The organism is Corynebacterium sp. KPL4015 (assembly GCF_040225725.1).
Taxonomy (GTDB): Bacteria; Actinomycetota; Actinomycetes; order Mycobacteriales; family Mycobacteriaceae; genus Corynebacterium; species Corynebacterium rhinophilum.
This window is the reverse complement of sequence record NZ_JBEHGF010000016.1, coordinates 35009-56356: the sequence shown is the minus strand read 5'-3', so window position 1 is coordinate 56356 and position 21348 is coordinate 35009. Positions and strand designations below refer to the sequence as shown.

Genomic DNA, 21348 nt, shown 5'->3' with positions numbered 1-21348 from the left:
TAGTTTTTACTGGCCCGTAGTTAGAATCCACGGTTTTCGGGTAGGTGCCGTTGCGGTGATTGTCTGTTCCAGCAGTAGCTTTAGCTGCTCTATCGCCGGGCTCATAGCCTAGGTGGGTATCCATTTCAGCATTCAAGCCTCTGGTGATTGAGGCTTGTAGCATGCCCCGAACTAGGTCATTGGCATCCGTGGTGGACGTGCCTAGGTCATCAATCAGTTTCGCGATTTCAGGGTTAGCAAGCAGCTTCTTTTCAATCGCATCAATCTTGGCCTTATCAGCTTAGATCTCGTCTCGCCATAGTAGTCATTCTGGTTCATCTCCTTATGCGGGTTGGGTTCCCACACACAAACCATCAGACACTCTCGACTTGACCCCTCCGTGCCCGCACCCACAGCGTCAAGAGAGTTATTATAGCCCTGCAACAGCGTGCCAGAAACTGCGCACTCTTCCCTATCCGGTGACACATGCTGGGACGCACTCGCTAAATTCATAGCATGCTTTCTAAAAATAACCTTCCAGTTGCTAACCCCGCTCTGACACGCGCACTCTGCAAGGCACTCGTGGCAGGAGGGGAGGGAATCTCAGCTACGGAGATGCATAATGTCTTCGCCGCGGCCGGTATCACGGTGCTCGAGGGTTTTTCCTCCAAGACTGATATCGCCTACCACGCCTTGATGAACGAGCAACAATCCGCTGAGTCGAGCGGGCCACTGGCACGTTTTGTTTCAGAGGCTCTAGCTCCAGCCCGGTTCTTGAAGGGGCCACAGAAGCGTCAACGGATCATCTCCGACGTCGACACAATCCTTCGCACCTATAGGTTCAGCGTCACCGAGGAGGGGCACATCGTCCCTACAGGTGAAGGCGTCATCGGCGCCAACGCCCTGACCAGACGGATAAAAGAGAAGCTTGTCTTGCGCGGCACTCATCCCGAGGCGCTGAGATTTTGTGAAGAAGAACTGATTAATCAGTCGATGTTCCATGCTGTAACCGAAGCGACAAAGTCACTGATGGAACGTATCCGGCCCGCAGACTGCGCGCTTGACGGAGAGAAGCTCACTCAGTACGTGTTCGGTACACGCAATAACCCTGGGCCACTATTCATAAACGATTTCTCCAGCCCGGCAGATGAGGCCGAGCATTTCGGATTCATCCATCTACTCAACGGAATCTACGGACACCTTCGTAACGATCGCGCCCATCGCGCACGTCTGGGATCGGAAGAAAAGGGACAAGATTTTCTCGACGCCATGGCGATGATCTCCTATGCACACCGGGTCATCGACAGGAGTTGGCTGAAGGGCCAAGCCTAAGCTGCGGATGGTCGAATTACCTCCACCCCTAAGGCAATATGTCAGGGGTGGAAGGCGGTGGCGCCCCTGACAGCCGGCCAGTTACGCTTTCTTCTTGACGCTCGTGGGGGCAGCCCCGCGGATTGCTCCTTGTCCTTGTCCGGAACAGAGGCCTCGGCCGCCTGAGTGACCCTTGCGGCAGCCTGCTGTTCATAGACGAACGATTTCAACACAGACAGTACCGAAGGATGCTGGTGTCCCACACATCACCGTCGGGCCGACGTTCGACCCTCGTTGCAACAGTTCAGCAGCTGCTGTATAGTCCAGTGCATGCTGACTATTGCTTCGCGCTTGGACGTGATGAACCGATTGGGTCGGGCGATGGCCGATCCCACCCGATCCCGTATTCTCCTGACCCTGCTGGGCGGCCCGGCCTACCCGGCCGCTCTCGCCCGGGAGCTGGAACTGACGCGGTCAAATGTGTCGAACCACCTCACTTGCCTACGGGACTGCGGAATTGTGGTCGCCGAACCGCAGGGGAGGAAGACCCGCTACGAGATCGTCGACGCCCATCTTGTCCAGGCGTTGAACTCACTGCTAGATACCACTCTGGCTGCCGACGAGAATGCCCCGTGTATTGACTCGGCATGTGACGTGCCCGGGTGTGCCACCGGAGAGGGGAACAGGTAAGTGGTAACTGGTCTCCTGGGGGCGGTTGGTCTGTTTATCGCCACCAATATCGACGACATCATCGTGCTCTCGCTGTTCTTCGCCCGTGGGGCCGGCCAAGCAGGGACCACACTTCGGATCCTGGCCGGGCAGTATCTTGGTTTCGCGGGCATCCTCGCAGCCACGATTCTGGTCACCCTAGGGGCGGATGCCTTCCTGCCCACCGAGGCGATCCCCTACTTCGGGCTGATCCCCCTGGCCCTGGGGCTGTGGGCGGCCTGGCAAGCCTGGCGGGGAGACGATGACGACGACGATGACGCGAAAGTCAGCGGAAAGAACGTAAGCGTCTTGACCGTCGCCGGGGTGACCTTTGCCAACGGTGGCGACAATATCGGCGTCTATGTCCCGGTTTTTCTCAACGTGGATACCGCCACCGTTATCATCTACTGCGTTGTCTTTCTGATTCTGGTGGCGGGCCTGGTCCTGTTGGCGAAGTTCGTGGCCACCCGTCCGCCCATCGCGGAGATTCTCGAACGCTGGGAGCATGTGCTGTTCCCTATCGTCTTGATCGGCCTGGGTACCTTCATCCTCGTCAGCGGCGGCGCCTTCGGCCTTTAATAAACTCATCCCCCGTGCTGCTAGGGCCTCTCTAGGTTTCCTTACCGGCATCAACTGAACCGCCCATGAAGTTGTGAAAAGCCGCTGCCGCGGGGACTCGACCACGTTAGCGCGACAGAAATTTGAAGTGCCCTGGGTTTTGTTCCTAGGACATTTCAGTGAGCCTTGTTCATCGGAGCCCACGGGGACACTGGAGACTACAAGTACACGTTAGACGCCGCCAAACACTTACGGCACTACTGGCGGAACTTCCTGCTGCTTCCCCAATGGCGCGCGGCGCCGGCACACTCGCAAAGTTCGTGCGCAAGACGCAACGAAATCTATCTCAACAGCGCCCCGCAGATAACCCGGACGAACTTCTAGACCTGGCCACCAGTCTCAAAGAAAAGCTGGAAGGGCGAATTTTAGTGTTCAGCCGGCCGCACACGGGCAACGGAGACACTCTGGTCAGCGCGGCCCTCGTGTTCGATATCTACTCCAGCGATCTGCTTTGCCGTGGGGCAGACCACCGGGGTAATCAGGTTGATGCCGCGTTCGCGCAGCTTCTCGGACTCCACCGCGATGATGGGGGTCCCGGCGCGGACGACATCGCCCTTAGCCGCGAGCTTGGTAAAGCCCTCTCCCTTCAGTTCAACGGTATCGATACCGATGTGAATGAGCAGGTCGAGGCCTTCTTCGGTCCGCATGCCGAAGGCATGGCCGGTTTTGAAGACCATGGTGATGGTGCCATCTACTGGGGCACAGACATCGAAGGCATCGATCACGGTAGGAATAACGGCAAAACCTTCGCCCACCATGCCCTGGGCAAAGGACTCATCGGGGACCTCAGAAAGCGGCACGACGGTTCCTTCGAACGGGGCGTGGAGCTCGACATCGGTGCCGATCTTCTCTGCGGGGCGAGCGTCTTCACTAGGCTTCGCGGTGGCCGTCGCTATCGATGCGGAGCCGGTGCGCAGCTGGTGGTTTACCTCATCAAACATGAACTGTACGGAGGGCCCCACGATGACCTGCACGTTCTTTTCGGAGGGGTAGATGACGCCGGAGATGCCGGCGCGCTTGATAGTGGGGTCATCGACAAGCGCGCGATCCTTCACGCCCACGCGCAGGCGGGTGGTGCAGTAATCCAGGGAATCGATATTGTCCTTGCCGCCGAGCCCCTCGATGATGCGGGCGGCGGAAGCGGCGGTCTTGTCATCGCCCGTGGCGGAATCGTCTTCTTCAGGCGCGTCCTCGTCATCGCCGCGGCCTGGGGTCTTCAGGTTAAACCAGCCGATGAGGTAGTAGAAGAGGACGAAGTAGAGGGCGAAGAAAATAGCGCCCATGATAAGCAGCATGTACCACTTATTGGCCAGCGGGTTTTGCGAGGACAGCAGCATGTCCACGAAACCTGCGGAGAAGCCGAAGCCCGCGGTCCATTCCATCGTGGCGGCGATAAAGACGGAGAGACCGGTCAGTAGCGCGTGCACCACGTAGAGCAGCGGGGCGACGAACATGAAGGAGAATTCCAGTGGCTCGGTCACGCCGGTGAAGAAGGAGGCCAGGGCGCCGGCTGCCATGAGGGAGCCGATGACCTTGCGGCGGCCCTTATCCGCGCGCAGGTACATAGCCAGGGCGGCGCCTGGCAGGCCGAACATCATGACTGGGAAGAATCCGGCCTGGTAGCGTCCAACGACGCCATCCACGGTGCACTGTCCGTTCTTCCAGATACCGGGGCACTCTGCGGCGGAGGTGGCCGCGGCGGCGGCATCGATGGTGGACTGGCCGGATTGGAAGTTACCGATGTCGTTGATGCCGATGACATCAAACCAGAAGACGGAGTTCAGCGCGTGGTGCAGGCCCGTCGGGATGAGCAGGCGGTTGGCCACGCCGTAGATGCCCGCACCCGCGGCGCCAAGGCCCTGGATGGAGGTACCGAAGTTGAAGAGCGCGTGGTAGATGAAGGGCCATACAAAGTAGAGGATGGCGGAGACCACGATGGCAAAAAGCGCGGTGAGGATGGGTACGAGGCGGCGGCCGGAGAAGAAGGCCAGGAAGTCCGGCAGCTTGGTGCCGTGGAAGCGGTTATAAACCATCGCGGCCATGATGCCGGCGAGGATGCCGAAAAGGACGTTGCCGTCACCGACGGCATTCCAGCCCTCGGCGGCCCATTCCACGGCGTCATCGCCAGTCAGCGCTGCGGGATCTTCGATGCCGCGGTAACCGGCGACGGCATCAGGGCCCAAGAGCTTCATGAAGGTGGCATAGGCGAGGAAACCGGAGAGTGCGGAGGCGCCATTAGAGTCCTTGGCCAGGCCAAAGGCGATGGCGACGGCGAAGATCCAGCCCAGGTTATCCAGGACGGCACCGCCGGAGCTGATGAGCAGCTGCGCGACCACGTTATCTTGGCCGGCCACGCTGGCTATCCAGTAGCCAACGCCGCCGAGGATTGCCGCGACAGGCAGCACTGCCACGGCGCCCATCAGCGCCTTTCCGAGCCGCTGCAGGGGCCCCATAATATTGAGTTTCACGGGAGGAGTCCTTTCAAAGGTGTAAAGAAGTAAAGAGGGATTTAGTGCGGACGGTGCTCATCCACGAAGCGGTAGTACTCGTGATCCACCAGCTGGGATGCCGCATCTTCATCGAGAATCACCGTGGCCCGCGGGTGCATCTGCAGGATCGAGGCCGGACAGTGCGCGGATAGCGGGCCCTCCACCATGTTGCGGACCGCGGTGGACTTTTCGGTCCCGGTAGCCAGCAGCAATAGGTGGCGGGCCTCGCTGATGGTGCCGAGCCCCTGGGTCAGCGCGTAGCGCGGGACGCTGTCCGTGTTCTCGAAGAAGCGGGCATTATCCTGCACCGTCCGCGGGTGCAGCGTTTCCAGGCGCGTGCGCGATTGCAAGGAGCTGGAGGGTTCATTAAAGCCGATGTGCCCATTGCCACCAATGCCCAGCAGCTGGATATCGATGCCGCCAGCATGGCGAATATCCTGGTCATAGGCGGCTGCGGCGCGGTCCGAGTCCGCGGCATCGCCCTCGGGGCTCTGCACCAACTCATCGATGAAGTCGACGTGACTGGTAAATACGCGGCGGATGGTGGAGTAATACGACTGCTCATGGAAGCGAGCCAGCCCCACGTATTCATCGAGGAGGAAGGCGCGACTGCGAGCGAAACTCACCTCCCCGCGCTCACAGCGGGCGGTGAGTTCTTGATACATCGCTACCGGAGTAGAACCCGTGGCCAGGCCCAAGGTGGCCCCGGCGTTGGCATAGCGGGCGAAGATATCGGCGGCGGCAGTAGCCACCTCTGCTGGTGTGGAACGGATGAGGATGTCCATGCAGTATTTCCTAACGTGAATCAGTATCTGTCGCGGCGGTGATGTCAATGCCATCAGCGATGACGCGCATGGGCTCGAATTGCGCATTCAGGCCCACGAGGTTGGCGCGCTTGCCGGGAGCCAAACGCCCTATGTCCTTATCCCCCAGTACGTCCGCGGCCGTGGTGGAGGTAAACCGAACCGCCTCCTCTGCGCCGTGGCGTGCGGCAAAACGCGCGAACTGCTGTGACAACGTGGAAGTTCCACCGGCGATGGCGCCGCTGCCCACCCGCGCCACGCCGCCGGTCACGGTGACGGGCAGGGATCCCAGCACATAGGAGCCATCGGCCATGCCGGCAGCGGCCATTGCATCGGTGACCGCAAAGGAGCGGCGGTTATAGGCCATATCCACGGTGCCATCGGCAAGATGCACGCCATCGGCAATAAGCTCTACCCCCGCATCGCCGGCCTTCGAGCCGGTGAGCAGGGCGGCCACCGTGCCAGGGTTGCGGTGGTGGATGGGCGGCATGGCATTAAAAAGGTGGGTCCCGGTCACGGTAACGCCCAAGTCTTGTGCCTGCCCCATGACCCGCAGCGTGGTCTCGTAATCTGCCTCGGTATGGCCCAAGCTGGCGATGATATCGTGCTCGGCGCAGACCTCGAGGAGCTCCACCGCAGCTTGTGTTTCTGGGGCGAAGGTAATAGAGCGCAGGTGGCCGCGAGCGGCATCGATCACCGCGCGGAAAAAGTCTGGGTCTCCCGGCACGATGCGCGATGGATCCTGCGCGCCACATTTGGCCGCGGCGATGAACGGGCCTTCCATATGGATGCCGGCGATATCCCCCTCATCTGCCAGCGTGGCAAGCAACTCCGCCCGCGCGCACAGTTCCGCCTGCGTTCCAGAGACCATGCTGGCTATCAGCGTGGTGGTGCCATGGGCGCGATGGAAGCGCGCAGCGGCTCGGCACTGGTAATAGTCACCATTAGGAAAGCTTCCGCCATTGCCGCCATGATTGTGCAGGTCCACAAAACCTGGGACCCACAGCAAAACGTCTGGGTCACCAGATTGCCAGGCCGCCTGCGCTGCGGGGACATCACCAAGCGAGATGTCTTCAATGCGCCCGCCAAAGTTCAGCGCACCAGCACGCAGTTCGACATCTTCATCGATGTACAGGCCTTCTACGCGGCTCTTCCTCTGTGTCTGCATATTTCATTCACTTATCTTTTGTCCGGGCAGGCACCGTGCCACAATCGCGCCGGTATCCCAGCGCAGAATTATGTTATAACCTATCGGTACCATAAGCCGATGTCAATGACGTCACGTTCGCTTTTTTATGTGAGATTTTCGAGGACTATCAACTGTGATGCTCAACTTCGTTTAGGCATAGACCCGCACCAGCCACTGGACTACATTGATCTTTAGGAAGTATCGCTTGCCGATGCCACCTCTACCCTCGGCTTCTCTCTAGCAAGCGCGCTACCTACGCCAACCACCGCGTCACGTCAGGAGAACGTAAATATGGATTTAAAACCAGAAACTATTGTTTCTAATATTTTAAGCGATATTGCGGAAGTAAATGATTGGGCCAGCATTGCTGATGCCACCGGCGCTAATGACATAAACTCTTTCTACGCCACCCCTGACGAGGTTTTCACCATCCTCACTGCTGTTAAAAATAGTCCCGATTTGGCCCTCGGAACTGTCACAAATGAGTTCAAGGATTTCCCTGATAGCTGGTCGCCGCGTGATATAACAGACCGGATCTTTGCCTCGTCAGATCCCAACCTCTCGATGATGGATATCTTTATGCGCCCGACCAATGAATGACCTACGGAAGAATAGAGATGAAAACTGACCACGTATCTCCTTTAAGTTACGTAGCCCTTAGCACTGTGGTTGTTGCTTCATGACTAGCCCTATATGTGCATTTTGAGACATATCCATGCTCATTGCCTTGATAATCAGTCTGCTCAACTGGGCCCTCCGGTCTTGTCATCAAGCAGCTACCCTGCAAAAGCGCAGGGATAAATTCGGTGCGATCTACTGTCTAGATGACCACTAAGAGTGCTCTTCCGCGATATCGCGCATGCAATTATTATTGAAGTTATAAACGTTTCATCTCTTTCACCATTCCTCGCCTCGGACATAGCGGGATCCTCATTTCAAGGAGCACTCCATGACCAGTCGTTCGCCCGCACCGCTGCGGCACCGGTCCCAGTACGTTCTCGTGGCCGGCTTAGCCGTCTCGGTGGCCTATGCCGCCGTTCATATCGCGTTTTCTGATCCTGCCCTGATCGAAGGCACCGCCCCCGCGTGCCTGTCCATGCGCAATTACCTTGGCTCGGTACTGGGTTCTGGCATGGTGTGGGCGCTATTTGCCTACCTCATGGGCAAGGCGTGCGCCCACCGGTGGACCACGGCCTTTTTCGCAGGAGCCGGCATACTCCTGCTCATGTTGGCGGTGCACTACGGGTTGCTTTCCGCCTTTGGTATCTACGACTGGCAGACGGCCTTTTTAGCTAATGGCGCGTGGTTCCTCTTTGCCCTTATCGCCGGGCCACTTTTCGGCGTGGCGGGGGCATTTTCCCACAGGTTGGGCTGGCTAGATTACGTTGCCGTGCTCGGTTTCGTGCTGGAGCCGCTGGTTACTGGGCTTATCCCAGGCAATAGTATCGAGCCGCAGATCACGACCACCCCCGGATATCTTGCAGCGGTAACGCTGTGGATGATCGGTGCGGTTTTCCTCTACTGCGAACGCCGGGCTCCCATTAAGGCGTAGCCGCACTTTCAGCGGCCCACCAGCCGGGCATGCCATGGACGCCGGCCCCGGGCGCGGTGGAGCCCGACGCCATGAATATTCCCGGCGCGAGCCGGTGCGGGTGCGCGGAGAGGCGCGGGCGCAGCACGGTCTGCAGCCCGGTCATCGCACCACCGGCGATATCGCCACCCACCAGGTTGGGGTTCCAGCGCTCCAGGTCAGCTGCGCTCGTCGCGCGGGTACCCAAGATGGTGTCGCGAAAACCTGGTGCGAAGCGCTCGATCTGCCGCGCGATGAGGCCTGTCACCTCCCCAGGAAAGCGCTCCTCATAGCCGTGCGGCACGTGCGCATAGGTCCACAGCACCAGCCCGCGGGACGGGTCGGCCACGTACTGTTGACACACCATGACCAGGGGACTTTCGGGCATGCGGCGCTTGCCGATGTCCCTTTCCGCCCCACCAATCTCCTCCACGCTGCCACCCACGTGGACGGTGCCGGCTTGGCCCACGCGGGGATCGGCCCACGGCACGGGTTCGCTTAAGTGAAAATCCACCTTGTACACCGCGCTGCCATAGCGCCACCGCCGCAGGGACCGTCGGGTCCGTGCAGAAAGTTCGAGCCCGCCCAGCCTAAGGATCTGGCGCGGGGTGAGATTGAGGATAAGGGCATCCGCGCGGGGCAGGCTGCGCACATCCGTGATGTCGGCGCCGGTGTAGATGCGGGCGTTGTGGGAGCGGAGGAGGGAGACGAGGGCATCGGCAAGCGCCTGCGTACCGCCTTCCACCACTGGCCAGCCGCGGGTCATGCCGAGCGCGCCAAAGAGCAGGCCGAAAGCGGAGGTAAAAGCCCTGGTAGGCGAGGTAATGGCGTGCACCGCGCTACCGGCGAATAAGGCGCGGGCCTGCGGGGAAGTAAATGCCGCCCGCGCGAGCGCGCTCGCCGGAAGCATGCCCGGCGCGCCGAATTGCGCCAAGCGCACCGGGTGTTCGGGCCAGCGCACCAGCGGGGTGAGCGCGTTGTTCACGTGTGCGTCGATATTGCGCACCATGTGGCCGTGCAGGCGGGTCCACGCCCTGGCATCGGTGTCGAGCCCCGCGGCGGTCTCCTCTAGAGAATTGTGAAGAATGCCCGCCTGCGCGCCCTCCAGTGGATGGGCCATGGGATACGGCGCATGGCGCCAGCGCAGGCCGTGCGATTCCAGATCGAGCGCGCGGAAGGCCGGGCTCGCGATGCCGAAGGGATGACCGGCCGCGCCGAGATCGACGACGGTGCCTGGGAAGATCTCCGTCGACGATGCCGCCGCCCCACCCGGGTGGCTGGCGCGCTCATACACATCCACGCGCCAACCGGCTGTGGCGAGCCGGGCCGCGGCGGTGAGCCCATTGGGTCCTGCGCCGACGATCACAGCGTGCGGTTGTTTATCCACAGTCCTCCTTGTGCAGGTCACTGGCACCAATCTACCTATTCGCCCACACGATGGGTACAAAGTTATCCACAGGCTGTGGAAGAAACCTGTGGAATACTTATTTCACAGACTTATCCCCACCCTGTGGATAAGTGTTTTCACGGGCTTCCACAGGTGATTCTTCGGCCGCCGATACCGCTATAACCTGTGTGATCAGGGAAAACTCCGGAAAAGCGTTCGGTAAATTACAAGAATGTGGTTATCCACAATGTGGATAACTATTGTGGATTTCTTTCGCACACCCATTCCGGTGATCAAATTCCACAGTTATCCCCAAACCCCAGCTCGCAGGGCCAATAACACAATGATGACCGCAGCGGTGAAAGCGACACCCGCCCAGCGCACGGATTTATTTCGATGGAAGAGGAACAAGCTCAAGATGATGCCGGTGCACAAGCCGCCAAGGTGGCCCCACAGGGAGACCCCCTCTGCGACGAAGGTATAGCCCACATTGACCAACAACAGGACGATGGGCGCGCGCAGATCCATCCCGCGTTGCCGGAAGGCGCCCACCAGCATGCCCATCAGCGCAAAGATCGCCCCAGAGGCCCCTACCGTGGGAGTGCCAAAATCAAACCACAGCACCATGGCGGAAGCGCCCAGACAAGAAACCAGGTACGCGGCGATGTATAGCCGAGTATCGAGGGCGCGCTCTACTTCCCTACCTATAAGCAGGAGCACCACCATGTTGACCGCGAGGTGCCCGCCGTCCAAGTGCATGAATTCCGAGGACAGCGCCGTAAGCGGCGCATCGGCGTACTGCGGCCCCCACAGGGCCCAGTCTTGGCTGAGCGTGGAGAGAAAGAAGGTCTCGCCCAATGTGCGAGCTTGTACCGCGGTAATTGACCACGCGATGATGCAGATCGCGGCAATGGTCGAGGTAACGGGGGCGGTTCGCAAATAATTTTTCACCATGGTGTGAAAGCTGACCCTTTGTTGGCATTCGGATAAAAACTAAACGAACCCGGCACCACAGGAAAGAGTGTGGTGCCGGGCGCGGAGCGAAGAAAACGCTTAGGCGATATCGATGGACTCGATGACAACGTCCTCGTGCGGACGGTCCATGCGGTCGGTGTCGACCTTGCCAATCTTGGAGACGACTTCCTGCGAAGCCGGGTCCGTAACCTCACCGAAGATGGTGTGGTGGTTATTCAGGTGCGGGGTCGGCGCCACGGTGATGAAGAACTGGGAACCGTTGGTGCCTGGGCCGGCATTGGCCATGGCCAGCAGGAATGGACGGTCGAACTGCAGCTCTGGGTGGAACTCGTCCTGGAACTGGTAGCCCGGGCCACCGCGGCCGGTGCCGGTGGGGTCGCCGCCCTGAATCATGAAGTTATCGATGATGCGGTGGAAGATGGCGCCATCGTAGAACGGGCCGGACTGCTCGCCCTTTGCGTTCTGGGTGGAGTAGTCCTTTTCGCCCTTGGCCAAACCGATGAAGTTTTCAACGGTTACCGGTGCGTGGTTACCGAAGAGATCGATAACAATATCGCCGTAGTTGGTATGCATCGTTGCAGTTGCGGTCTTCTGAGTCATGCCAGCCATTGTAAAGAATTTACTTCCTCTCCGCTGTGCAAGACATAACGCTCTCAGCGATCGCGCTATCGTTATCCTTATGATTCGCGCGTTGCTCTTCGATCTCGATGACACCCTGATGGATCACACCGCCGCAGCGCGGGCCGGCGTGGATGAATGGTGCCGGCAGCGCGGGCTAAATACTGGGCAGCACCAGCGTTTTGCCGCCATTGAACGCAAGTGGTTTACCGCCTATGAGCGCGGCGAGGTCTCCCACCAAGGCCAGCGCATCGCCCGTTGCCGCGAATTTTTGGGCGAGGACATGGACGATGCCGCAGCCCTTGCCGCCTACGACGGCTACTTGGCCGCCTACCAGAGCCAGTGGCGCGCCTTTGCCGATGCCCGCCCCACCCTCGAGTGGGCGCTCGCATCCGGCTTCCGGGTGGGCATCCTCACCAATGGCAAGCGCGAGATGCAGCAGGCAAAACTGGAGGCGGGAGGCCTCGCGCTTGCCGATGTCCCCCTTATCCCCACCGTCGAACTCGGCTACCCCAAACCGCAGCGCCAGGCCTACCTGGCCGCCTGCGAACGGCTCGATGTCACGCCCGCGGAAACGCTCATGGTGGGCGATTCACTGGAAAATGATGTGCTCGGTGCGCGCAGGGCGGGCCTGCGCGCTGTGTACCTCGACAGGTCCGGAAAGGGAGAGGGCGATGTGTCTTGCCTTAGTCAGCTGACAAGGCTTGTCCCCCAAATAGCCAGCTAACCACGAGGGCACCGGGATCGATGACTCCCTTGCTTCGATCTCCCAGGTAGGACGCGCGTCCCTTCTTGGCGGCGATCTTTCCGGTTTCCTCCACACCCTCCCGCGCGGCCTCGTATAGGGCCTGGAGCGTTTGCTCGTCTGGGCGCTCCGCGCCGATTTCTTGCGCCTTCTCCGCGGCCGGAATGAGCGCATCGAGCATGGTGCAATCCCCGCGCTGCGCGCCGCCCAGTTCTTGAATGAACTCTGCCGCGCTGCTCAAACCTTCCGCTAAGGTCTCCGCGCGGGCCATGTCGTTGAAAAAGCTGCCGAAAACCGCGCCCGAGGTTCCGCCCGCCAGGACAAGGAAGCGCTTGGCCAGTCCGGTGAAAATCTCATCATCCGAGCCGCGCAGCGGCAGTTCAATGCTTTCAAGCGCCGCCTCCATATTGGTACCGAAGTCCCCATCGCCGGCCTTGCGGTCAAGCTCGGTCAACTCCTCGATGGAGGATTGCACGCGGCCGACGAAGTCACTCAACCACTGGTTTTCTGCGCCTTCGCTGGGCAATTCATCCTCAAAGGTAATCCGCGCCGATTCCACCTGCTTGGCACTGCCCAAGGTATGCGGCCAGGCGGGGGCTGAAGTTGGGGCATCGATAAGCTCGAGCAGCTCATCGTCCGCCTTGAGCAGCGTGATGGATACGCCGTGCATATTGACCGCGGTGACGTAGTTGCCCACCATGGAGCGCACTACCGTAATTCCCTTCTCCGCTAGCTGCGCGGAAGCCTCGCCGAAGACCAGGCTCAGCTCCAAAGGCGTGGTGCCTCCCAAACCATTGACTAGGCACACCACCTCATCGCCGCTGTTGATATCAAGGGCAGCACCCAGATTTTCCAGCACGGTGGCGACGATGCCGTGGGCATTATCAACCTTTTCCGTGTGCGTGCCCGGCTCGCCGTGGATGCCCACGCCGACTTCCATATGCCCGTCGTCCAAATCAAAGGTATCGCGCCCCGTGGTGGGCAAAAAGCCGGATCCCAGTGCCACGGACATGCTGCGGGATTGATCGGCGGTCCGTTTCGCAAGCTCGGTGACCTTATCCAAGTCATCGCCGCGGTACGCCGCGGCACCGGCCACCTTTTCCACCAGGATCGTGGCACCCGTACCGCGCCTGCCAGGGCCCTCGCCGGTGCCTTCGGTAGCAATATCATCGGCAACCAAGACGGAACGAGTATCTACGGCCTCTGCAGCATTGCGCGCCACGGTGAAGTTCATGACATCACCGGTGTAGTTCTTCACAATGTGCAGCACTCCCCTGCCCTGGTCGGCCCACTGCGTGGCTTCGCTGACCTGGACCGCATTCGGGGAGGTAAAAAGCAGGCCCGGGCAGGCGGCGGCGAGCATGCCTTGCCCAATGAAGCCGGCGTGCATGGGCTCGTGGCCGGATCCGCCACCGGAGATGACCGCGACCGCCGGTTTATCATCGGCCGTGCGCAGCGGGGTGCTGCGCCCGATGAAGCCCGCATCGTGCCAGGCGGCATCTGGATGCTGGGCGATGAACCCGGCCAGGGAATCAGACAGGAAGGATTCTTGGCTATTGCGAAATGCTGAGTGCTTCATAGCGCCCACGGTAATCCGGATCCGGCCATAGCGTCGCGGGTGGGTACAAGATCACGAAAACGCTATGCAGACCGGCTGCATAGCGTTTTCTTTAAGAACCTAGAATTTCGCAGATTCTATTTAGAGGGCGTTGCGCACCACATCGCGGGCTTCCACCATGTTGCGCAGGGAGGTTTCGGTCTCCTCGTAACCGCGGGTCTTCAGGCCGCAGTCCGGGTTAACCCACAGGCGATCCAGCGGCACGTTCTTGAGTGCGGCGCGGATAAGCTCTGCCATTTCCTCCACGGAAGGCACGCGTGGGGAGTGGATATCGTAGATGCCAGGTCCAATCTCAGAGTGGAAGGTCTCATCGATATCCTCCAGCAGCTCCATGCGGGAGCGTGCTGCCTCAATGGAGGTGACGTCTGCATCCAGGCCGGCGACGGCGTCGATGATCTGGCCGAACTCCGAGTAGCACAGGTGGGTGTGGATCTGGGTGGTGGGCTTGGCTTCGAGGGCTACCAGGCGGAAGGAACGCACTGCCCAGTCGAGGTAGGCCTTGCGGTCCTGCTCGCGCAGCGGCAGGAGCTCGCGCAGGGCTGGCTCATCGATCTGGATGATGTCGATGCCGGCTTCCTCCAGGTCGCGAACCTCGTCTGCCAAGGCCACGCCCAGCTGGTCCGCGGATACGGACTGGTGCACGTCATCGCGGACGAAGGACCACGCCAGGATGGTGACCGGGCCGGTCAGCATGCCCTTGACGTGCTTTTCCGATAGCGACTGTGCAAACTTCGACCACTCGGTGGTCATGGCAGCCGGGCGGGAGATGTCACCCACAACGATTGGCGGACGGGTGCAGCGGGAACCGTAGGACTGTACCCAGCCGTTTTCGGTGGTGACGAAGCCATCGAGCAGCTCCGCGAAGTACTGCACCATGTCATTGCGCTCTGGCTCGCCGTGGACCAGGACGTCCAGGCCGAGGCGCTCCTGCAGTTCGATGACGGACTTAACCTCGTCCTTGAGGGCGGAGTTGTAGTCAGCATCAGAAAGCTCGCCCTTGCGGTGCGCGGCACGCGCCTGGCGGATTTCCTTGGTCTGCGGGAAGGAACCGATGGTGGTGGTCGGCAGCTCGGACAGGCCGAGCTCCTTCTGTGCTTCCTTGCGCTCGTTGAAGGCCGGCTCGCGCTTGACCTCGCCTTCCGGCAGCTGGGAGATGCGCTCTTGCACGGCGGCGTTGTTGATGCGCTCGGACTCGGCGCGGGTACGAACAGCGCGGTCGCTGACGCTGTAAGCCTCTTCGGCTGCCTCTGGGCCTTGTACCAGGGCGACGACTTCCTTGACCTTTTCATTGGCGAAGGAGAACCATGGGGCGACATCGGCAGGCAGCTTGGATTCTGCCTCGACGGAGTGCGGCACGTGCTGCAAGGACACGGAGGTGGATACGGACAGCTCATCGATGCTGCCGGCCAGGTCCTCGTACTTGGAGCGCAGGTCGCGCAGGTTGGCGGCCCAGACATTGCGGCCATCGACAAGGCCGGCAACGACGTGGGTGTTCAGGCTCTTCACGCGCTCGAGGTAGCCCTCATCTAGGGCCAGGGTGCCGACAGAAAGGTCAACCTGAACGGCCTCTGGCTTGAGCTCTGCGATGACATCGAGGCCCTTGCGCGCAGAGCCGTACGGGGTGGTCAGGTAGACCTGTGGGCGCTCTTCTGCACCCAGGATGGCGGAGTAAGCCTGCTTGGTATATGCAGCCAAGTCCTCATCGCTAGCGTTGGTCAGGTCTGCAACGAGGGCAGGTTCTGCCAACTGGATCCACTCCACGCCGGCCTTGTGCAGCTCCGCCAGGACCTCTTGGTAGGCGGCAACGGCATCATCTAGGCGCTCAAGCGGGGCCTTGGCAGCACCCTCGGCCTGCTTGGACAGGGCCAACAGGGTGACCGGGCCAACGAGGTACGGGCGCACGGTGTGGCCTGCTTCGCGGGCTTCTTCTACCAGCTTGATAATGCGCTGTGGGTGTGCCTTAAAAGCGTGGTCATCAGCAATTTCCGGCACGATGTAGTGGTAGTTGGTGTCGAACCACTTGGTCATCTCCAGCGGCGCGGTGTCCTTATTACCGCGGGCCAGGGTGAACTCATCATCCAGGGTTTCACCGGCAACGGCACCGACGGTCAGTGCGGTTTCGAGAACCTGGTCGTAGTAAGCGACGTCTGCCGGGATGGCGTAGTCCTCGGTCAGACCGAGGTCGCGCAGGCGGTTGTAGGTATCCAGGCGCAGCGAGTGTGCGGCGGACTCGAAGGTCTCCGCATCGATGCGGCCCGCCCAGTAGGACTCGAGCGCGCGCTTCAACTCGCGGTTGGCGCCAATACGGGGATAGCCCTCAATTGTCGCCTTGGGGAAATTAGCGTTGGTCATTGTCTACTCCGATTCGGGTTAGTAGGTCGTGAGTATTGTCGGGGTTGTTGTGGGTATATATATGGAGCCCGCTCGCCCCACCAGCCACGATGTCGCGGGCTAGTTCGGCGGTCAGTTCCATGCCGGTTTCGTATTCTTCTTCTGGGGTTGTCGCTGCCGCGAGCGCCGACCGCACCCTTTCGGGCACGGCGAGCCCGGACAGCTCTCCCATTCGCTCCACCCGGCGCAGGCTGGTCATGGGCATGATTCCCGGAATAAGGGGAATATGCACCCCGGCCAGTTGGGCCTTTTTGGTAAAGCGCAGGTAATCCTGGGCATCGAAGAATAGCTGGGTAATGGCGAAGTCCGCGCCGAGGCGTTGCTTTTTAAGCAAGACGTCAAAATCTTCATCTTCGTTTTTAGATTCAACGTGCCCGCTGGGATAGCACGCGACTCCGACGGCCAGGCGGCCAGCGGCGAACCGCGCGGCTTGTTGCCTTTCCAATTGCCGGATGAGGCTTATCAATTCATCGGCATGCTGCGGATAGTACTCCGGCAAACCTTCCTCTGGCAGGTCCCCGCGCAGGGCCAGCAGGCCGCGGACACCGGCATCGACCAAGCGGTTGATCCAACCGATTAGTTCCGTGCGCGAACCAGCCGTGCAGGCCAAGTGCGCAAGCGGGCGCATCGAGGTGGTGCGCGAAATCCGCTCGATAAAGGCCGTCGTCCCTTCGAGCCAACCGGACCGTTTGGAACTTGTCACCGCAATATAATCCGGGTGGTAGCTTTCCAAGGTTTCCAGCAAACGGTCGATTTTGGCTTCATCGGCGTCATGGCGCGGTGGAATTACCTCGAAAGATAGGGCCAAACGCTCCGGCACCATCAGTTCTTCTTCACTTATGGAATCCAATGGTGCTGACGCCGAAAAACGCGGGCTCATAGTCACCTCCTTTTCCCGATCTCAATTGCTGTCTGGAGGAAAACGTACCAAGCTGTTCAGTTTGCGGGGTAGCGCGACGCTAATGGTATTACCTTTGCAGGCCCATAAACAGCGCGGTTAGCCAAAATCGACGTGAATATTAATCCTCCATTCTGAACCAAGCGGTCTATTTTACGGTTGTTTCCACCCCTGAATCCCCCGCCAAAACAGTGGTGGGGTGTCAGGCTGACCACTATGCTGGATGGAAAAGACAAATAAATCTCACCTAAGGAGCATCTGCACCAATGAACCCCACCGTAGTGAAAATGGCGTTCAAGACCGGTTCCAATATGTGGAAGCAATTGCGCGATTACCGGCAAGAAAAGTCCCGCGAAACTTATACCGCCCTCGAAGAGGCTGCCCAACAGATGCAAAAGGAAGACAACAACGCCTTCGATGAGGCCCGCAAGCAGGCAGGCGCCGTTACCCAGGCCGCACACTCCCGCCTCGAGCGCGCACTAGAGGACTTCAATAACTACCGCGAAGACGCCGTCGAGCGTTTCGATGAGGCCAAAAAGGAAGCCACCAAGAAGGCAAAAAAGGCCACCAAGGCTGCAAAGAAGCAGACCAAGAAGAACAAGACGTCTTCCAAGTTCTGGACTGTTGCCGGAATCATTGCCCTGCTCGCCGCGGCAACCGGTGCGATTTACGCTTGGCTGCGCTCCAATGACAAGCCTTCTCAGACCCCACCGCGCGTAGATGACTACCGCGGTAACACCCAAAACACAGCCCCAGAATCTACCTTGGTCTACACCTCCACTAGCGAAGCTAAGCCCGAAAACGATTCGGACCTCGCTGAAGAGGGTGCCGTGCGCGATGAAGAGCTCTTGGGTTCCATCGATGAACAGCTGGCCAAGCACCGCGAGGAAGAAGAGGCCGCCGCAGAGGAGGCAGACACCAGCCGCATCACGGATGACCACCAAAGTGAGGGCAAGCACCGCCTGCAATCTGACGAGCAGTAGTTCCTCTCGCACCCCCGCCGTGGGGGTGCACTAGGCGTTGCCTAGATCTCATTGCTTTGCCTATTCAAAAATCTCCTGCTTGAATTCACCCATTAAGGCTTTCTACAAGGAGATAAACAATGAGCTTTGAGTCTCTCACCGTCAAGCTCAAAGACGGTTCAACGTACTATTTCCCCGCAGGCCCAGTAACCGATGATCCCTCCCCGCGCGTGGATAACCTCCGCTTTGCCATAGATAACGGCGCTACCTTCCGCTCCGTTGACGAATCCGGTGAAATGCGCGAGTTCAACGGCGCGGACGTGCATAACTATCATTTGGCTTAACTAGCCCGGCGGATTCTTCATATATCCTGGGGATTATGGAAATTCGCGCGACACAAGAATCCGATCGCACTTATATAGCTCGCCTCAACTTCCTGACCGATACCTTCGGTGATGAACGAGGCGAGCTTTCTTCCGGTTTTGCCGATGATTTTTCCTTTTACGTGGAAAATTGGGAGCCCAACCAGGGAGGTTTCATCGCTTGGGAGGACCTCGTGCCCGCCGGCGGGGTGTGGCTCAATTGGGGTACCGAGGACAATCACGGTTACGGGTTCGTGGAACCGGCCATCCCAGAATTTGCCATCGCGGTAGAAAGCCGCTTTGCGGGCCAGGGCATTGCCACCGCGCTTATCGATGCCGCCATTTCCCTCGCCCAGACCCTCAAAGCGCCCGGTATTTCCCTGGCCGTCCACCCCGATAATCCGCGTGCGCAGGGGCTTTATGAACGCTTGGGCTTCGAGCATGTAGGTGTGTACGCCGAGCATTACATCATGGTCAAGCGCTTTTTATAACCCTATACATGACCAAAGTCCGGATTCTTTAACCAGAATCCGGACTTTTCCTGTGGAGCATAGGAGAATCGAACTCCTGACCTTCTGCTTGCAAAGCAGATGCTCTACCAATTGAGCTAATGCCCCAGTGGCTTGTACTCTACTACTGCAGCCGCTCATTCCAAAAATGCCGAAGACACCGCGGCACACTGATTTACTTCTATCACATTTATCACACGCGTTTAATCCATAATTACCTTCGCAGTGGAGTAGGCTGGCTAATCGTGCCCATCTGTCCTCGTTCCTAGGAAAAGTATGCGTCGTCTTCTTACCTCCGCACTCACCGTGCTCGCTACTGCCGCCCTTCCCGCCTGCGCCAATGCGCAATTCCTCGAAGGCACCCCGAAAGTAGCTGGGTCCTCAGAACCAAATATCCAATCCGCGGTTTCTGAGATTCAGACCGATATTCAAAGTCGCATCGACAGCACCCGCGCGCAGGCACAGGATCTTGTTTCCTCGGTAGCGCCACAAGACGAGCCGCAGAATGAGGCTGCACCCGCACCGGATCCCCAAGCTGGGGCCGCACCGCAACCAGCCCCGCAGCCACAGGGCAACGGCGTCGATTGCCCGAATTGCGTGGCCCTTACCTTTGACGATGGCCCAAGTCCTTATACCAACCAGCTCCTGGATACCTTTAAGGCAAAAAACGCTCACGCCAGCTTCATGGTGCTAGCGGATCACGCCTACCAATACCCCGAGGCGCTCCAGCGCATGCAGGCAGAAGGTCACACCATTGGCAATCACACCAAGACCCATCGCCAGCTCAACCAGTTAGCTTACGGCGATATTGCCCAAGATATCGACGCCGGCAACGCGGCGATCCGCAATGCCACCGGGCAGGATCCAAAGTGGCTGCGCCCGCCCTACGGTGCCACCAATGAGACGGTTGACCAGGTAGCCAGGGATAAGGGCTTGTCGCAGGCCCTATGGAACGTAGATACCTTGGATTGGAAGATCCGCGACTCGCAGCACGTCTGCAATGCCGCCGTCCAAGATGCTAACCCAGGCTCCATCGTCTTGATGCACGATATTCACCCGACCACCGTCAATGCGGCCGAGTGCGTTATCGACGGCCTGCGCGCCAAGGGCTTGGAACCGGTCAGCCTCGATGAACTGCTGCGTACCCCGGTAGACGGAAAACGCTACCACTCCCGTTAATGATTGACTTTTCCCACACTGCTGATGTCGTAGCCCCGCAACTCCTTGGCTGCGTCATCACGCACGCAGGGGTGAGCATTCGCCTTACGGAGGTCGAGGCCTATTTGGGCACGGACGATGCCGCCGCCCATACCTTTCGTGGGAAAACCCCGCGCAATGCCGCCATGTTCGGCCCACCCGGCCGGCTGTACGTGTATGCCTCTTACGGCATCCACCGCAATGTCAATATCGTGTGCGCGCCCGAAGGCGTGGGCCAAGGGTGCCTACTGCGCGGCGGTGAGGTGCTATCTGGGATCGATACCGCCTTTGCACGACGCGGCACCAGCGATTTTCATAACCTAGCCCGCGGCCCCGGGAACCTCGGAAAAGCTCTGGGAGCAACGCTGGAGGATAACCACCTGCCAGTGCAGCTTTCTGAGCGCGAGTCTGCACCGGAATGGGTGCGCGGCCCGCGAATTGGTATTTCCAAAAACCAGGAAGCGGCCCTGCGGTTTTGGATTCCCTTTGATAAGACCGTCTCCGTCCGCCGCGGCTATCCCAAAAAGTGATTAATAGCGGCCGCCATAGCGCTCATCGGCTTCGATGGCTTTGATGATACGCTCATTAATTTGGGTCATCTGATGAATCTGCGCGCGGGTCAGATTATCGATAACGGATCGGCGGGCCTGCTTGGCGTGGCCCGGGGCGGTTTCTACTACCTTGTCCCAGCCGCTATCGGTAAGGTGCGCCATCGTCGTCCGCCCATCATTGGGGCAAGGACGCCGCACGACCCAGCCCTGGCGCTCCAGGCGGGTGACAACTTGGCTCAGGCGGGACAGGGAGCCATTTGCGGTAATCGCAAGATCCCGCATGCGCATCTCATGGTTCTCGGCCTCTGATAGCCGTGAGAGCACCGTATATTCAAAGAAGCTTAGCTTGGCGTCATCGCGGAGCTGCGCGTCCAGAATATTGGTGAGCCGGACATTCACGCTCATCAGGGACATGAATGCTGCTAGTTCATCCTCTTCAAGCCAAAAGTCGTCCCGCTCGGTCATGAG

The 21348-nt window shown here is 59.6% G+C and carries 22 protein-coding genes and 1 tRNA gene; 11 read left to right on the top strand and 12 right to left on the bottom strand.

Annotated features, from left to right (window positions below):
- On the bottom strand, positions 1 to 265 hold a 265-nt coding region (locus tag ABRP64_RS07465), incomplete at its 3' end, for a transposase (RefSeq protein ID WP_349866001.1).
- 230 nt (positions 266 to 495) lie between these two features.
- On the opposite strand from ABRP64_RS07465, the gene ABRP64_RS07460 reads away from it, so the two are divergent.
- The 3 genes from ABRP64_RS07460 to ABRP64_RS07450 all read left to right on the top strand — a co-directional run bounded on the left by ABRP64_RS07460 (position 496) and on the right by ABRP64_RS07450 (position 2577).
- Positions 496 to 1311, top strand: coding sequence for a TIGR02391 family protein (locus tag ABRP64_RS07460; protein ID WP_349865998.1), 816 nt, complete (start codon positions 496 to 498; stop codon positions 1309 to 1311).
- Positions 1312 to 1620: 309 nt separating this feature from the next.
- Positions 1621 to 1980, top strand: coding sequence for a Cd(II)/Pb(II)-sensing metalloregulatory transcriptional regulator CmtR (cmtR, locus tag ABRP64_RS07455; RefSeq protein WP_023024707.1), 360 nt, complete (start codon positions 1621 to 1623; stop codon positions 1978 to 1980).
- Positions 1981 to 2577 (top strand): cadmium resistance transporter, encoded by a 597-nt coding sequence (locus ABRP64_RS07450; RefSeq protein WP_023024704.1) that lies wholly within the window; start codon positions 1981 to 1983, stop codon positions 2575 to 2577. It abuts the gene before it with no gap.
- A 404-nt stretch (positions 2578 to 2981) separates the two neighbouring features.
- On the opposite strand, the gene nagE is transcribed toward ABRP64_RS07450, so the two are convergent.
- The 3 genes from nagE to ABRP64_RS07435 are packed head-to-tail and all read right to left on the bottom strand — an operon-like array spanning position 2982 to position 7076.
- Positions 2982 to 5069 carry an N-acetylglucosamine-specific PTS transporter subunit IIBC gene (gene nagE, locus ABRP64_RS07445; RefSeq protein ID WP_349866000.1) on the bottom strand — a complete coding sequence of 696 codons (2088 nt, stop codon included), beginning with the start codon at positions 5067 to 5069 and terminating at the stop codon, positions 2982 to 2984.
- A gap of 56 nt (positions 5070 to 5125) precedes the next feature.
- Positions 5126 to 5890, bottom strand: a complete 765-nt coding sequence (gene nagB, locus ABRP64_RS07440; protein WP_349865996.1) for a glucosamine-6-phosphate deaminase — start codon at positions 5888 to 5890, stop codon at positions 5126 to 5128.
- 10 nt (positions 5891 to 5900) lie between these two features.
- A complete protein-coding gene (locus tag ABRP64_RS07435) occupies positions 5901 to 7076 on the bottom strand; it encodes an N-acetylglucosamine-6-phosphate deacetylase (protein ID WP_349865994.1) in 1176 nt (391 codons plus the stop codon).
- Between the two features lie 312 nt (positions 7077 to 7388).
- Between ABRP64_RS07435 and ABRP64_RS07430 the strand changes: the two genes are divergently transcribed.
- Together ABRP64_RS07430 and ABRP64_RS07425 are read left to right on the top strand one after the other, a co-directional pair.
- Entirely contained in the window at positions 7389 to 7697 is a 309-nt protein-coding gene (locus ABRP64_RS07430) for a hypothetical protein (protein ID WP_005276065.1), read from the top strand.
- A 349-nt stretch (positions 7698 to 8046) separates the two neighbouring features.
- On the top strand, positions 8047 to 8649 hold the full coding sequence (locus ABRP64_RS07425) for a hypothetical protein (protein ID WP_349865992.1): 603 nt from the start codon (positions 8047 to 8049) through the stop codon (positions 8647 to 8649).
- Here ABRP64_RS07425 and ABRP64_RS07420 read toward each other — a convergent pair.
- The 3 genes from ABRP64_RS07420 to ABRP64_RS07410 form a co-directional block, all read right to left on the bottom strand.
- Entirely contained in the window at positions 8639 to 10054 is a 1416-nt protein-coding gene (locus ABRP64_RS07420; RefSeq protein WP_284784952.1) for a phytoene desaturase family protein, read from the bottom strand. The two genes, ABRP64_RS07425 and ABRP64_RS07420, sit on opposite strands and share 11 nt — an antisense overlap.
- A gap of 306 nt (positions 10055 to 10360) precedes the next feature.
- Positions 10361 to 11008, bottom strand: a complete 648-nt coding sequence (locus ABRP64_RS07415) for a rhomboid family intramembrane serine protease (protein ID WP_284770843.1) — start codon at positions 11006 to 11008, stop codon at positions 10361 to 10363.
- A 99-nt stretch (positions 11009 to 11107) separates the two neighbouring features.
- Positions 11108 to 11638, bottom strand: coding sequence for a peptidylprolyl isomerase (locus ABRP64_RS07410; protein WP_005280498.1), 531 nt, complete (start codon positions 11636 to 11638; stop codon positions 11108 to 11110).
- A gap of 70 nt (positions 11639 to 11708) precedes the next feature.
- On the opposite strand from ABRP64_RS07410, the gene ABRP64_RS07405 reads away from it, so the two are divergent.
- Complete coding sequence (locus ABRP64_RS07405; RefSeq protein ID WP_284850438.1) at positions 11709 to 12374, top strand: HAD family hydrolase; 666 nt, start codon at positions 11709 to 11711, stop codon at positions 12372 to 12374.
- Here the strand turns inward: ABRP64_RS07405 and ABRP64_RS07400 are convergent.
- From ABRP64_RS07400 to ABRP64_RS07390, 3 genes are all read right to left on the bottom strand, one after another.
- Positions 12334 to 13971 carry a dihydroxyacetone kinase family protein gene (locus ABRP64_RS07400; RefSeq protein WP_284850440.1) on the bottom strand — a complete coding sequence of 546 codons (1638 nt, stop codon included), beginning with the start codon at positions 13969 to 13971 and terminating at the stop codon, positions 12334 to 12336. The genes ABRP64_RS07405 and ABRP64_RS07400 overlap by 41 nt on opposite strands.
- 120 nt (positions 13972 to 14091) lie before the next feature.
- Positions 14092 to 16362: a 5-methyltetrahydropteroyltriglutamate--homocysteine S-methyltransferase gene (gene metE, locus ABRP64_RS07395; RefSeq protein WP_284770839.1), complete on the bottom strand. Its 2271-nt coding sequence runs from the start codon at positions 16360 to 16362 to the stop codon at positions 14092 to 14094.
- Positions 16349 to 17281 carry a methylenetetrahydrofolate reductase gene (locus tag ABRP64_RS07390; protein ID WP_284850441.1) on the bottom strand — a complete coding sequence of 311 codons (933 nt, stop codon included), beginning with the start codon at positions 17279 to 17281 and terminating at the stop codon, positions 16349 to 16351. Before ABRP64_RS07390 ends, metE begins: the two co-directional genes overlap by 14 nt.
- Before the next feature lie 284 nt (positions 17282 to 17565).
- Between ABRP64_RS07390 and ABRP64_RS07385 the strand changes: the two genes are divergently transcribed.
- The 3 genes from ABRP64_RS07385 (at position 17566) to ABRP64_RS07375 (ending at position 19114) form a co-directional block, all read left to right on the top strand.
- Complete coding sequence (locus ABRP64_RS07385; protein WP_349865989.1) at positions 17566 to 18282, top strand: hypothetical protein; 717 nt, start codon at positions 17566 to 17568, stop codon at positions 18280 to 18282.
- Positions 18283 to 18401: 119 nt separating this feature from the next.
- Positions 18402 to 18605: a hypothetical protein gene (locus tag ABRP64_RS07380; RefSeq protein ID WP_005276046.1), complete on the top strand. Its 204-nt coding sequence runs from the start codon at positions 18402 to 18404 to the stop codon at positions 18603 to 18605.
- A 35-nt stretch (positions 18606 to 18640) separates the two neighbouring features.
- A complete protein-coding gene (locus tag ABRP64_RS07375; protein WP_005276043.1) occupies positions 18641 to 19114 on the top strand; it encodes a GNAT family N-acetyltransferase in 474 nt (157 codons plus the stop codon).
- Positions 19115 to 19167: 53 nt separating this feature from the next.
- Here ABRP64_RS07375 and ABRP64_RS07370 read toward each other — a convergent pair.
- Positions 19168 to 19240, bottom strand: a tRNA-Ala gene (locus tag ABRP64_RS07370).
- A 168-nt stretch (positions 19241 to 19408) separates the two neighbouring features.
- On the opposite strand from ABRP64_RS07370, the gene ABRP64_RS07365 reads away from it, so the two are divergent.
- Positions 19409 to 20311 (top strand): polysaccharide deacetylase family protein, encoded by a 903-nt coding sequence (locus ABRP64_RS07365; RefSeq protein WP_349865987.1) that lies wholly within the window; start codon positions 19409 to 19411, stop codon positions 20309 to 20311.
- Positions 20311 to 20859 (top strand): DNA-3-methyladenine glycosylase, encoded by a 549-nt coding sequence (locus ABRP64_RS07360; protein WP_284770836.1) that lies wholly within the window; start codon positions 20311 to 20313, stop codon positions 20857 to 20859. The genes ABRP64_RS07365 and ABRP64_RS07360 overlap by 1 nt, the downstream gene beginning before the upstream one ends.
- On the opposite strand, the gene ABRP64_RS07355 is transcribed toward ABRP64_RS07360, so the two are convergent.
- Positions 20860 to 21345, bottom strand: coding sequence for a MarR family winged helix-turn-helix transcriptional regulator (locus tag ABRP64_RS07355; protein ID WP_005276035.1), 486 nt, complete (start codon positions 21343 to 21345; stop codon positions 20860 to 20862).
- Positions 21346 to 21348 lie beyond the last annotated feature (3 nt).

What these genes read in the sequence shown, in the direction of transcription:
- ABRP64_RS07435 (WP_349865994.1), bottom strand. Translation starts at nt 7,076, where the DNA reads ATGCAGACACAGAGGAAGAGCCGCGTAGAAGGCCTGTACATCGATGAA.
- ABRP64_RS07405 (WP_284850438.1), top strand. Translation starts at nt 11,709, where the DNA reads ATGATTCGCGCGTTGCTCTTCGATCTCGATGACACCCTGATGGATCAC.
- metE (WP_284770839.1), bottom strand. Translation starts at nt 16,362, where the DNA reads ATGACCAACGCTAATTTCCCCAAGGCGACAATTGAGGGCTATCCCCGT.
- nagE (WP_349866000.1), bottom strand. Translation starts at nt 5,069, where the DNA reads ATGGGGCCCCTGCAGCGGCTCGGAAAGGCGCTGATGGGCGCCGTGGCA.
- ABRP64_RS07430 (WP_005276065.1), top strand. Translation starts at nt 7,389, where the DNA reads ATGGATTTAAAACCAGAAACTATTGTTTCTAATATTTTAAGCGATATT.
- ABRP64_RS07380 (WP_005276046.1), top strand. Translation starts at nt 18,402, where the DNA reads ATGAGCTTTGAGTCTCTCACCGTCAAGCTCAAAGACGGTTCAACGTAC.
- ABRP64_RS07360 (WP_284770836.1), top strand. Translation starts at nt 20,311, where the DNA reads ATGATTGACTTTTCCCACACTGCTGATGTCGTAGCCCCGCAACTCCTT.
- ABRP64_RS07385 (WP_349865989.1), top strand. Translation starts at nt 17,566, where the DNA reads ATGAACCCCACCGTAGTGAAAATGGCGTTCAAGACCGGTTCCAATATG.
- ABRP64_RS07365 (WP_349865987.1), top strand. Translation starts at nt 19,409, where the DNA reads ATGCGTCGTCTTCTTACCTCCGCACTCACCGTGCTCGCTACTGCCGCC.
- cmtR (WP_023024707.1), top strand. Translation starts at nt 1,621, where the DNA reads ATGCTGACTATTGCTTCGCGCTTGGACGTGATGAACCGATTGGGTCGG.
- ABRP64_RS07460 (WP_349865998.1), top strand. Translation starts at nt 496, where the DNA reads ATGCTTTCTAAAAATAACCTTCCAGTTGCTAACCCCGCTCTGACACGC.
- ABRP64_RS07390 (WP_284850441.1), bottom strand. Translation starts at nt 17,281, where the DNA reads ATGAGCCCGCGTTTTTCGGCGTCAGCACCATTGGATTCCATAAGTGAA.
- ABRP64_RS07425 (WP_349865992.1), top strand. Translation starts at nt 8,047, where the DNA reads ATGACCAGTCGTTCGCCCGCACCGCTGCGGCACCGGTCCCAGTACGTT.
- nagB (WP_349865996.1), bottom strand. Translation starts at nt 5,890, where the DNA reads ATGGACATCCTCATCCGTTCCACACCAGCAGAGGTGGCTACTGCCGCC.
- ABRP64_RS07400 (WP_284850440.1), bottom strand. Translation starts at nt 13,971, where the DNA reads ATGAAGCACTCAGCATTTCGCAATAGCCAAGAATCCTTCCTGTCTGAT.
- ABRP64_RS07355 (WP_005276035.1), bottom strand. Translation starts at nt 21,345, where the DNA reads ATGACCGAGCGGGACGACTTTTGGCTTGAAGAGGATGAACTAGCAGCA.
- ABRP64_RS07415 (WP_284770843.1), bottom strand. Translation starts at nt 11,008, where the DNA reads ATGGTGAAAAATTATTTGCGAACCGCCCCCGTTACCTCGACCATTGCC.
- ABRP64_RS07375 (WP_005276043.1), top strand. Translation starts at nt 18,641, where the DNA reads ATGGAAATTCGCGCGACACAAGAATCCGATCGCACTTATATAGCTCGC.
- ABRP64_RS07410 (WP_005280498.1), bottom strand. Translation starts at nt 11,638, where the DNA reads ATGGCTGGCATGACTCAGAAGACCGCAACTGCAACGATGCATACCAAC.